The sequence below is a fragment of the Deltaproteobacteria bacterium genome (genome assembly GCA_019310525.1).
Classification (GTDB): Bacteria; Desulfobacterota; DSM-4660; order Desulfatiglandales; family HGW-15; genus JAFDEE01.
This window is the reverse complement of sequence record JAFDEE010000082.1, coordinates 1-11,966: the sequence shown is the minus strand read 5'-3', so window position 1 is coordinate 11,966 and position 11,966 is coordinate 1. Positions and strand designations below refer to the sequence as shown.

The following is an 11,966-nucleotide window of genomic DNA, read 5'->3' as shown; positions in this document are numbered from 1 at the left end:
GGGACAATTCAGTATAGGGGTAACAATGAGTCGTTCAAATGGCAAAGCCTTTGAACTCTGACCATGCCCAAAGGGCATGGATTTTAATGTTCAATTAAAATTTGAGCCTGACGCCGAGATTGGGCAAAAAGGAGCGTTTTTCAAAGGTGTCGAGGGGTCTGTTAGGGAAATCCATACTCACCCTTCAGCAAAAATACTTCACACCGATCATCCAAAAAAGCCGATCGTGACCTATGGTTAAAAAACTCAACTTCCCCCGGCAACCTGTCGCGTCGGGTAGCTTTGTCATTGGAAAGAGGCGAAAGGAAATCCTGGAAGCCTACCTGGGCACCTGCGTGGGAGTGACCCTTTGCGACCGGGAGGCCGGCCTGGGAGGACTTATCCACCTTTTGCTTCCTGAACCTGCGGATGCCGGGAGGAATTGGCATCCCGACAGTTATGCTTCCACTGGACTTCCCCGTTTCATCAAGGCCCTTTGTGACTCAGGAGCAGAAAAGGGAAGGCTTGAGGCCTGGGTGGCAGGAGGGGCCCTCGTGGGGCCGCTTTCAAGGCAGGACCTTTCCCTGGATATCGGGGGTAGAACGAGCGAGATCGTGGAGGAAATCCTCCACAGGGAAGGGATACCGATCCTGGGTACCGAGACGGGGGGGTACTTCACCTGTCGCATCGCCCTTGATCTCCATTCCATGGAAACACAGATCGAGCCCATGGGAATCTCTCCCTTGGAAGGCCCCAAGCATCGGCTTCAGAAACCCACACGGAGGCAACTGGAAGAGGCCATTGAGCAGGTTCGACCGATTCCTCAGATGGCCCTCAAAATCATCCGTATGCTCCAGAATTCCAAGCAAAGCCTGGCTGACATGGCGGATGAAATCCGCCAGGATCAGGTAATCAGCGCCAAGGTGCTCCGGCTGTGCCGCTCGGCCCTGTTCGGCTCCAAAATAGACATCGATTCCATTGACCGCGCTGTTGTGCTTTTGGGAGAGAAACGTTTTCTTCAATTGGTGGTCTCGGCCTCCCTGGAAAACTTCTACCCAAAAAACGGGGAAGGATATTCCCTGTGTAAAGGCGGCGTATACAGACACGCCCTGGGCACTGCCGTTCTTTGCGAGCACTTGGCGGAATTCACTGAAATGGTGAGACCCGATACAGCTTATACGGCCGGGCTCCTACATGATATCGGGAAAGTGGTTCTTGATCAGTTCGTTGCCGCCGCCGCCCCTCTTTTTTACCGGAGGACCCTCGCGGATGGTGAGGACCTCGTGGTGGTGGAAAAGGAGGAATTCGGGATCACCCATACGGAAACGGGTGGATTGCTCGCAGACAACTGGACTCTTCCTGAAAACGTCGCGGACGCCATAAAGCACCACCATCAACCTGAAAAGGCGGAGGTGGACGAGCGCCTCACCCACCTCGTATACCTCGCGGATCTCCTGATGTCCCGTTTTCATGTGGGACAGGAACTGGACAGGATCGGGACCGAGGACCTCGTCTCCAGGCTGGGGAAGCTGGGTATCCCTGACACCCGGTTCACCGCTATGATAGGAGCCATCCCCAGAGAGATCTTTGCCTCAACCTTCCTTCCCGGCGATCCTTCCTTTAGGTATCACCAGGCGGCCGGGATGAGTTAGTTGCCCCCCGAAAGCTTCCTTCTGATAGCAGCGGGGAGCCACCGTATCACCCTTCTAATTATTCTTCTTTCAAGATGCCAAGGTGGGGATCTTTTTTGCTACCTCTTGTTTGGTTTTCTCTGGACAGGCGCCGAGAATTGTGCCATGTATGGGCAAAAATTTCAGGGAGTGAATAATATCTTGCCGGAAAGGAACGCTTCAAAGAAGAAGGTCAGGATCGAGATCAACAGGGAGTGGTGCAAGGGCTGCGGCATCTGTGTGGCCTTCTGCCCCCAGGACGTCTTTGGGCTGGACGAGGAGGAGAAGGCCGTGGCCCTTAGACCCGAAGAATGCAACGGCTGCGGAATGTGTGAACGCCGCTGCCCTGATATCGCCATCGAGTTGAAGGAGGAAGACTCCTCCCTTTCCGATGCGGCCTGAAACCCGAAGAGCCGATAAGCCATGGGTAAAAAAATACGATTTGTTCAAGGAAATGAAGTCTGTGTAGAAGCTGCATTATATGCGGGGCTTGGTTTTTTCGCCGGTTACCCTATAACCCCTTCAACGGAAATCGCCGAACTGCTGGCTGAGCGCCTGCCCGCGGCAGGCGGAAAATTCATCCAGATGGAGGATGAAATCGCCTCCATGTGCGCCATCATCGGGGCTTCCCTCACGGGGGTCAAGTCGATGACGGCCACGAGCGGTCCTGGTTTTTCCCTCAAACAGGAGGCCATAGGTTATGCCATAATGGCCGAAGTCCCTTGTGTGGTCGTGAACGTGCAGCGGGGCGGCCCGTCCACCGGAACCCCTACCAACGTGAGTCAGGGCGATATAATGCAGGCCCGATGGGGAACCCATGGAGACCATGCCATTGTCGCCCTTACGGCCTCCAACCATCAGGATCTCTTCACCATGACCGTGGAGGCCTTCAATCTCTCCGAGACTTACCGAACTCCCGTAATCCTGCTGATTGACGAGGTGATCGCCCACATGCGGGAAAAGCTGGTTCTCCCTGATCCGGGAGAAATTCCTCTTGTGGAAAGGCTTTGCACCTCCGTAAGGGAAGGGACCGACTATCATCCCTATCTTCCCAGGGAGGACGGACGGTTGCCTATGTCCGACTTCGGTGGTGTTCACCGTTACAACGTGACCGGGTTGATGCACGACATGTGGGGGTTTCCTTCCAACAATCCCGCCGTGATCCACGGACTGAGACATCACTTAGTGGATAAGATCGAGGGACACGCCAACGATATGGCTCATTTCAAGGAATATTACCTTGATGACGCCGATTGCATTCTCATTTCTTACGGCTCTTCCGCCCGATCGGCCCTTCACGTGGTCCAGAACAGGAGGGCCCGGGGATACCGGTTGGGTCTTCTGGAACTCCAAACCTTGTGGCCCTTCCCAGCGTCTCACGTAAGGGAACGATGCAGGCAGGCCGAGCAGGTGGTGGTGGTTGAGATGAATATGGGGCAGGTTTTACAGGAGGTCAAAAAAGCCGTGGACGATCCGGAAAAAGTGTTTCTGGCAAACCGCATCGACGGTGTCTTCATCACTCCCACCGATATCCGTAACATCCTGCGGCTCATCCAGGGAAAGGGGGTGTAGGTCATGCCCATCAAAGACTACCTCCGCGAACGTTTCATGCCCCATATCTGGTGTGCCGGGTGCGGCCACGGGATCGTAATGAACAACCTCATCCGGGCGATCGATGCCCTGGGTCTGAAAAAAAACGACATCGTGATGGTCACGGGAATCGGTTGTTCATCCAGGATATCCGGATACCTGGACTTTCATACCCTTCACACCATCCATGGCAGGGCCCTTGCCTTTGCGACCGGAGTGAAATTGGCCCGTCCCGAATTGACCATCATCGTGCCCATGGGGGATGGAGACGCTATGGCCATTGGCGGGAATCATTTCATCCATGCCGCATGCCGTAACATCGATATCACTGCAGTGATCATGAACAACAGTATTTACGGCATGACCGGCGGCCAGTTTTCACCTCTCTCCGGCAGGGGCACCAGGGCGACCACCGCCCCCTTAGGAAAAACCTACGACGCCTTTGACACCATTGAACTGGCAAAGGGGGCAGGGGCGACCTTTGTGGCCCGCACCACAACCTACCACGTGACTTCCATGCAGAAAATCCTGGAAAAAGCCATACTCCACAAGGGGTTTTCCGTGGTCGAAGTCTTGAGTCAGTGCCCCACCTATTTCGGGCGCAAAAACAAGCTCGGAGATGCAGTGGAAATGTTGAAGTCTTACAGGGATGGAACAGCCCCCGTGGGGTCCAAAAAAAAGGAAAAAAGTCCCGAACTGATCGAGAGGGGCATTTTCATACAGGAAGAGCGGCCGGAATATTGTGAGGAATACGAGAAGACGATCGAACTGGCCCAGAAAAAAGGACATTAGTCGATTATGGAGAGATGTCGAATAATTTTTTCAGGCTCAGGAGGACAGGGAGTAATCACGGCCTCCATTATCCTTGCAGAGGCCGCTGTCATTCACGAAGGGCGGAATGCCGTCCAGGCCCAGGCTTACGGCCCTGAGGCCCGTGGCGGGGCGACCCGGGCCGACGTGATCATCGACGATCAGGAAATCCGTTTCCCAAAAGTAAACAACCCCAACGTACTGGTCTGTCTCACCCAGGAGGCCTACAATAAGTTTTCGGGCATCATCCGTCCGGGCGGCCTGCTCCTGATCGACAGCCATTATGTTAAACCACAACGGAAGGTAGATGCCCGCCAATTCTCCCTCGGGATGTATAAGGCCGTTATGGAGGAAATCGGCAAGGCCATTGTCTTCAATATTTGTATGCTCGGGGCCCTGATCGGTTTGACCAAAATCGTCAAGCCCGAATCCATCTTAAAGGTCCTGGGAACCAAAATCCCGGGTGAGTTTCTGGAGATGAACCGCAAGGCCCTTGAGATCGGTCTCAGGCTTGCAGAGGAACACGAGGGTTGAACGGACCTTGTTGGGGGCCAAAGGAATCAACGACAACCACTAGAACCCCTGATCCCTTGGCCCCTCGTACCCTCGACCCCTCTCTTTTACCCCATCTTTCCTAACAGCTTATCCCCTTCCGCCGAGTTCACGAAATGCTTTAGGGCCTTCACCACCTCGGGTGAATACTTGGAAGTTTCCCTTTCCAGTATGGTCAGGGCTTCTTGAGGGGAAAGGGCGGAGCGGTAAGAACGGGGCCTGATCATGGCGCAGAATCGGTTGGCGACTGCCAGGATCTTGGCCGTCAGCTGGATATCCTCACCCTTCAGCCCCCTGGGATATCCACTGCCGTCCTCGTGTTCATTCATTTGATAGATCGCTTCCAGAAGAGGCAAATCAAAGTCGATATCCCGGAGGATGGAGGCCGCGTGTTCTACGTGCTTTCTCAGTTCCTGCCTCTCCTCCTCCGTCACCACACCGGGCTTGGTAAGGATGGTGCGATCCACGAAAACCTTTCCGATCTGGGAAAGGAGCGAGGCAAACTCCACCGTCAACGACTCCTTTTCATCGGTTTTCAGTTCCTTGGAGACGGCCTTGGACAGGATGCTCATCAGCCTGGAATGCCCGGCAAGATAAGGATCCGACATCTCGACGGTCTTTACAAAGGCGTCGATGGTCTGCCGGATCATTCTCTCCCTTTTCTCCTGGGCTTCCACGATTGGAGTAATATCAGTGAATACCGAAACGATGCCTGTAATCCGCCCGCCTGAATCCTTTAGGGGAATCTTGGTGATCAGAAGCTGATGGGGTTTTGAGGAAAGATAGATTTGTTCCTTGACCGTGATGGACGTCTCTTTTTCCAGGACAAGATCGTCGGAAGATCGAAGACGCCTGGCCGTATCAAAACCGAAGACGGCCTGATCATCCAGGCCTATACACTGATCTACCTCCCGCCCCACGGCCTTTGCAAAGGCCCGGTTCACATACCTGTAAACCCCGTCCAGGTCTTTATAAGCGATATAATCCGTTACCGTGGAATTGATGCTTTCAAGGAAACGGTGCTGGCTGTCGATCTGCTCGGCGATCTTTCGGCTCTCCTTGCCGACCACCTTCCACCATGCGGCCCCGAGCAGGAGCGAAAGGGCGGAGAGCACCAGGACGGCAATGGTGACGGTCGTCCTGATAAAGCTCCTCAAGGGCCGGGTGGCCAGGGAGTAGTCCGCCTCCAGGATGATCCACCAATCCGGCCCGGACACCTTGCGCCCCACTGAATAGACCCTGGTTTTCCCCTCCAGATCCATCCGCACTCCAAAAGGCAGGCCCTTGTGCGGGTTGAAAGCAGACCTTTCAAGCCTCTTCAGGCCTCTGCCGGGGACACCCGGCAGGATTTCTTCGTACACCGAGCCCCTTGCCTGCACCAGTCGGGTCTTTTCCCATTCCATGGCCAATGGGGATCCGGCAAGAATCTCGTCCAGTCTCTGGGTGACGAGCCTGGAGAGCATGAGGACGGCCACCGGCCGGGAAGGCTCATCCGTGGCCCCGGGGGGAGGGAAAATGGGAAGGTAAATATCCAGGACCAGCCCACCGGCATGAAATCTAAGGGGACCGACCCGGCGCTTTCTGCTCTCAAGGACCGATCGCAGGAGGCCCTTTTGTTCCTCGCTCAGAGAGACAGTGGCTGCATCGGTCGCAATGTAAGCCTGGCCGGTGCGGTTGACGATCCTCCCTGAGAGGAAACCGCCATAGGACACGAACTCTTTGAGCAGGTTCACCATCATAGGCAACTGCTCCGAGAGCCCCGCCAAGGAACTCTCTCCAAGCCGGTCACGATGGAACTCCGGTGGGGGGTTGAGGAGAACGCTGACATCCCCTTCAATACGGTCGATTTCCGCCGCATATAGACGAAAGACATCGGATTGGATGATTCGGTCCCCTTGGGCAGCCAGCCCCGAAAGCCAGGTGGAGACGATCTCCGCCCTGCCATCCGCAAGGATTTCCAGACGCTTCTCCACGGATCTTTCCAATTCCGTCCTTTTGTCCCTGATGCTGAAAAACAGCAGGAGAGTGAGTGTGAGGGCGATCAGGCCAAGAACGAGAAGACCTACCTGGAGGATCCTGGCCTTCATTTTCACCGGTCCTTCCTGTATTTGCGCCAAGAAAGGCGATCGGTTCCCTTCGTTCATCTTTTCTCCTCACTGAGCTTTTTGGGGGTAAATGCCTTCAAAGGGATGTGGGCCCAACGGTTCTGTTCGTTGAAAGAATATTGGGGGAAGTAATGGGAGTAACGCCCCTGGTCGAAGACCCCATCCGACAGATTATCCAGGATATAGACGTGATTATCAAGATATACCGCAAGGGTCGCGTGGGTGATATTCCTTATCGCATCTCTGAGCACCACGATCCTGAGCTGTTCCGGGTAATAACCAAGCTCTCTCAGGGCAAAATATTTGGTAATGCAATAGTCCTCGCAGTCGCCCGAGAAGCGGAGGAATTCCTGTGGAGTGGCCCAGTAGTCGCTTACCCCGTAGATATCCTTGTCCAGCCTGTAGGGCCATCTGTTGAAGAAACGGTTCACAAACTTGAGTTGATCAAACCCCGTCATCCCCCGCGCCCTGGATAGGAATTCTTTCCAGCTCGCGGCCCCGGGAGGGCACGGATCAGAACCGGGAATACTGTTTTTCAACTTCTCCATCTGGCTTCGGGCATCTCGCAGGATCCGCTTCCACTGGGTCAGGACCCCCAGGGGCCCCCTTATCTCAAGGGAATTCAGGAGGGGAACCCGGCGGTGTGTCTCCTGCCGTGGAACCCTCCCCTGCTCGGCAGGAAGAGGGTCCGCCCCGGCCATCTGCACCATCAACAGGGACAGGAACAGAACGGCTCCCGCCCATGAAACGGATCCGGGTCCGGAAGTGACCCTTGGAGCTTTGTCTGAAGGATTCATTCGGCAAGTGGCGTCAAAGAAGGGCAAAGGTCTCAGGGGGCATTTTCGATGCTCCGGAAACCATATTGATCAGCCCCTCTCCCTCCTCCTTCCCGGAGTTACCTTTCCCTGAAGGCATTCTGCTTTGCCTTCAAGATCGGTTTCAGGAGATAGTCCAAGACCGACTTTCTCCCGGTCAGGATCTCCACCTTTGCGGTCATTCCCGGGATGATCGGGAGTTTTTCACCTCTGTATGTAAGGGCGTTTGTCTTTGTCCGGAGTTTAACCTTGTAGAAGTTCTCTCCCCGCTCATCCTGGATCGTATCGGCGCTGATCTGTTCCACGGTTCCCTCCAGGCCGCCGAAAATGGAATAATCGTAAGCGGTGATCTTGATCATGGCCTTCTGGCGCGGGCGGATAAAGGCGATATCCGCAGGGCGGATTTTCGCCTCGATGAGCAGGGTGTCATCCAGGGGGACGATTTCCATGATGGTCTCCCCCGGCCTGATGACTCCCCCGATGGTATTCATATGGATCTGTTTGATGGTTCCCCGCACAGGGGAGCGGACATCGGTCCGGGTGACCTTGTCTTTCCCCGCCGTAATGGCCTCCTGGAGCGACCTGAGTTCCATCCGCCTTTTGTTTATTTCATCGGCCGCCTTGGACTTGAACTCAGCGATACGATGGGACTGTTTTCTCTTGATTTCTTCCGCTTCCTTTCTGGCCCGGGGGATACTGATTTCCAGAGTGCGGATATCCCCCTTCAGGGAAACCACCTCCCTTTGAAGGGAAATGAAATCCACCCTTGGATAGACCTGTTTTTCCACCAGGGGCTTGGCAATGGCCACCTGTTCCTCGGCGAGCTTCAAGGTCTTTTGGAGCTTCTTCTTCTTGCTCACCATTTCGGCTATTTCCTGAAGTTTCTGCTCGTACTGGGATTTCAAGACATTGAGTTCCAGGAAAAGCTGCTCCCTGCGGGCCTTGAATATTCTCTTTTGGTCCTCGATGATCTGAGGATCGTATTTTTCGATCTCCTTGGGAAAGGATGGGACGACACCTTTCACCTCCGCTTCGAGCCTGGCGATGGCCGCCTTGTGTTGCATGGATTGGGCGAAAGCGTCACGGAAACGGCTCGCGGCGGTCTCATTGCTCAATCGGACCAGCACGTCTCCTTTGTTCACGATCTGGTTTTCCTGAACGAAAATTTCTTCCAGGATCCCTCCTTCAAGATTCTGGATCACCTGCACATGCTGAGACGGTATGACCTGCCCCATTCCCCGGGTTACCTCATCAAGGACGGCGTAATGGGCCCAGATCCCGAAGGCGGCGATGAGCAGGAACACGGCCAGGGAGAGCAGGTAGGCCGAACGGCTCCCTCTCCGCATCAAGGCCGCATCCACGACATTCATGTAATCGAGATCGTCTCTTTCCATCTCCCTCAAATCCTGAATTGTATCTTCCCTTCCCTGAGCAACTCCATCACCTTGTCCCGGGGGCCGTCCGCCAGGATCTTTCCCCTTTCCATAACGATCAATCTCTCTACCAGGGAAAGCATGGAGCTGCGGTGGGAAATCAGGAGGAGGGTCTTATCCTTCGTAACGGAAGCCAACCTGGCGATAAGCAGGGCCTCCACCCCCCGGTCCATTGAACTGCTGGGCTCGTCTAAAATCAGGATGTCCGGGTCCTGAATGAGTGCCCGGGCGATGACCACGGACTGCCGCTGTCCACCGGACAGATTCATTCCCCTCTCCCCCACCTGGAGGCCGAAACCGGCCGGGTGGGTCCGGATAAAGTCCATGACTCCGGCTATCGTTGCGGCCCGGAGGATGGAGGCATCGTCCGCGAAGGGGGCGCCGAAAGCAATATTGTCCTTGATGCTGCCGTAAAACAGGTAGTTGTCCTGGGAAACATATCCGATTCTTTTCCTGAGTTCCGCAACGTCTAACTGTCTGACATCCACGCCGCCCACCTTCACACTACCTTCCTGGGGTGTGTAGAGTCCCAGGATGAGCCTGCCCAGGGTGGATTTTCCGGATCCCATCGGGCCGATGATCCCCACCTTTTCGCCGGGTCGAACCAACAGGTTGACGTTATCCAGGGCCGCTACTTCCCCGTTGGGATAACGAAAGGTCACCTTTTCGAAAGAAATGCTTCGGCCCAGTCCCTCGTAACGCACGTATTCCTTGTCCGGCGGCCGTTCACCCGGGATCTTCATCACTTGGTTCAGGGACTTGAGGGCCACCCGGGATTGCTGCAACCTGGTCAGCATGGCCGCGACCGCGCCTAAGGGTGCCATGGCCCTTCCCACCAAAATATTGCATGCGATAAGACCGCCCATGGTCAACTCACCCTGCCCGATCCGGTACACGCCCCAGACAATGACGATCACGCTGACGCACTGGGCGGCGAACTGTGAAAAGGTCATCGAAAAGGTGGCCAGCGCCTTTGCCTTATGGGAAGACTTGGAATTCAGGCCGATAATCGTCTCCCAGCGCCTCTGGATCTGCCCTTCCGCCAGGCTGGTCTTAACGGTCTCCAGGCCGTTGATAGCCTCCACCAGCAAGGCGTTTTTCTGTGCCCCCTCTCTGAATCCGGCCTCAATATATTTTTTGAAGGGATACTGGATACAAAGCCCCACCAGGATCACCACGGGCACAGCCACGATCGGGGCATAAGCGATGGGTCCCCCGATATAGGCCACCAGGGCGATGAAAATGCATAGGAACGGAAAATCAACAAGGGAGATCAAGGTGGTGGAACTGAAGAACTCCCGGAGGGACTCGAATTCTCTCAAGCTGTTGGCGAGGGAACCGGTGGATTCGGGCTTGTGGTCCATCCGGATGGACATCACGTGCTGCATAAGTTTGCTGGCGATCACCACGTCCGCATTCTTCCCCGCGAGGTCCACAAAATAGCCGCGGAGATTTTTAAGCATAAAATCAAAACCATAAGCAATCGCCACCCCAAGGGCAAGGACCCAGAGGGTCTCAAGGGCATTGTTCGGTACCACCCGATCATACACGTTCATGGTGAACAGGGGGCCCGCGATCCCGAGCACATTGATCACAATGCTCCCCAGGACGACATGCTTGTAAATGGGCATGAAACGAGCAATGGTCCCCCAGAACCACCCGGGCGTCCGGGAAAACTTGATCTCTCTCGTCCTCCCATCCAATCTCTCCTTGGGAGATACGAAGATGGCCTTCCCGGCATATTGATCCTGCAAGGTCTCCAGAGCAACATTAGAGGAAGATCCGGGTGTTTCGGGGAAGAGGACTTCGGCCTGCTTTCCATCCATCCCTATCAGCACGCATCCGTCCCCGTTTTTAAGAACCAGTATGCAGGGAAGGGTCAGGCGATTGATCTTTGAAATAGCGGGCCTGGAGACAATCTTGGCATTCAGCCCCGCCTGCTCGGCCGCCCGAACGCACAGCCCCGGGGGAAAAAGCCCTCCCCTCCCCACCGGCAGGGAGGCCAAAAGGGAGTCCAGGGACATGGAAACGCCTTTCAGACGCAAAAGGATCTCGAGGCTCGCAAGTAGGGAAGGAATGGTGTCGGGCCGTACAGTATCGGCCCCCGGATGCCTTGAACCGTTTGCATTCCCAATCACCGAGGGAGACGCTTTCTCTTGGGCCTTTTGAAAAGAAGGCGCTTTGCTCATTCGGTCATTCATCCTTTCCCACTCACCATTAAACTGCTATCGGCTGAAGCCGATAGCTTCAGGGGCCAAGTGAAATCAGTGTGGCCGGCTTATGCGGTCCTTCAACCGTCACTCGAACCCTTGAACCCTCGAACCCTTGAACCCTGACTTATGTAAGGGGCCAAGGGGTCAATTTAGGTCTTAATAAATATAAATCGGCCGCAACCCCCCTTTGGATGAGCCTTTTCTTGTTGGGCTGCTCCCTGTGGGGTGGCAGGCGAAAAGTATGTAAAATTTTACCCACAAATTAACAAACATTTCGATTTAAAAGGGAATTCTATTTCACACCGGAGTAACCTGCATTCCCCTGAAATCAATATCTGCTTGATAACATTAAACATTAAGGTTAATCCCGCATTTGGCACACCTATTGCTCTAATTTACAGACAAGTGCGAGGGATAATCCCCGCCGAATCCCGAAACGGTCTGGAAGGTCCCTTTTGATTCCTGATAGATAGGATGAACGAATCGGGGTGTTGATTCACCGGTTCAAATGTTATAAACAATATCATTGGGAATTAAAAGGGCATCCCGCAGGGCCGGAGGCACATTAAATCGATGTGGCCATTCCGGGAATTCGGACCGGGGAATGGAAGCAACCGATCCATAACCATATTTTTCAAGGAGTAAGGCACATGAAAAAGAAAATGTTTATTTTAACAGCAAGCCTTTTTTTCCTGTTATTTTTTACTGCATCCCCGGGTTTTGCGGCATTTTTCAATATTGACGAGGTGATAGACCACCAGATCACGGGTGGGGAAATGGATGGGCTTAGGGTTACCGT

10 protein-coding genes are annotated in these 11,966 nt (G+C 54.6%); 6 read left to right on the top strand and 4 right to left on the bottom strand.

The features are described 5' to 3' along the window. Nucleotides 1-233: 233 nt before the first annotated feature. From JRF57_13445 to JRF57_13425, 5 genes are all read left to right on the top strand, one after another. On the top strand, nt 234-1,631 hold the full coding sequence (locus JRF57_13445) for an HDOD domain-containing protein (protein MBW2304703.1): 1,398 nt from the start codon (nt 234-236) through the stop codon (nt 1,629-1,631). Nucleotides 1,632-1,775: 144 nt separating this feature from the next. Beyond that, nucleotides 1,776-2,051: a ferredoxin family protein gene (locus tag JRF57_13440; GenBank protein MBW2304702.1), complete on the top strand. Its 276-nt coding sequence runs from the start codon at nt 1,776-1,778 to the stop codon at nt 2,049-2,051. A 21-nt stretch (nt 2,052-2,072) separates the two neighbouring features. Further along, the gene (locus JRF57_13435) at nt 2,073-3,221 is read left to right on the top strand and encodes a 2-oxoacid:acceptor oxidoreductase subunit alpha (GenBank protein ID MBW2304701.1); all 1,149 of its coding nucleotides are present in this window, start codon (nt 2,073-2,075) and stop codon (nt 3,219-3,221) included. A 3-nt stretch (nt 3,222-3,224) separates the two neighbouring features. Beyond that, nucleotides 3,225-4,031: a 2-oxoacid:ferredoxin oxidoreductase subunit beta gene (locus JRF57_13430; protein ID MBW2304700.1), complete on the top strand. Its 807-nt coding sequence runs from the start codon at nt 3,225-3,227 to the stop codon at nt 4,029-4,031. Nucleotides 4,032-4,037: 6 nt separating this feature from the next. After that, nucleotides 4,038-4,583, top strand: a complete 546-nt coding sequence (locus JRF57_13425) for a 2-oxoacid:acceptor oxidoreductase family protein (GenBank protein ID MBW2304699.1) — start codon at nt 4,038-4,040, stop codon at nt 4,581-4,583. An 86-nt stretch (nt 4,584-4,669) separates the two neighbouring features. Here JRF57_13425 and JRF57_13420 read toward each other — a convergent pair whose 3' ends face one another. From JRF57_13420 to JRF57_13405, 4 genes are all read right to left on the bottom strand, one after another. Further along, nucleotides 4,670-6,688 carry a PAS domain-containing protein gene (locus JRF57_13420; GenBank protein ID MBW2304698.1) on the bottom strand — a complete coding sequence of 673 codons (2,019 nt, stop codon included), beginning with the start codon at nt 6,686-6,688 and terminating at the stop codon, nt 4,670-4,672. Nucleotides 6,689-6,741: 53 nt separating this feature from the next. Further along, on the bottom strand, nt 6,742-7,503 hold the full coding sequence (locus JRF57_13415; protein ID MBW2304697.1) for a transglutaminase-like cysteine peptidase: 762 nt from the start codon (nt 7,501-7,503) through the stop codon (nt 6,742-6,744). Nucleotides 7,504-7,601: 98 nt separating this feature from the next. Further along, complete coding sequence (locus JRF57_13410; protein MBW2304696.1) at nt 7,602-8,915, bottom strand: HlyD family type I secretion periplasmic adaptor subunit; 1,314 nt, start codon at nt 8,913-8,915, stop codon at nt 7,602-7,604. A 5-nt stretch (nt 8,916-8,920) separates the two neighbouring features. Beyond that, a complete protein-coding gene (locus JRF57_13405) occupies nt 8,921-11,143 on the bottom strand; it encodes a type I secretion system permease/ATPase (GenBank protein ID MBW2304695.1) in 2,223 nt (740 codons plus the stop codon). 674 nt (nt 11,144-11,817) lie between these two features. Here JRF57_13405 and JRF57_13400 point away from each other — a divergent pair. Next, a partial coding sequence (locus tag JRF57_13400; GenBank protein ID MBW2304694.1) for a hypothetical protein occupies nt 11,818-11,966 on the top strand: 149 nt, incomplete at its 3' end.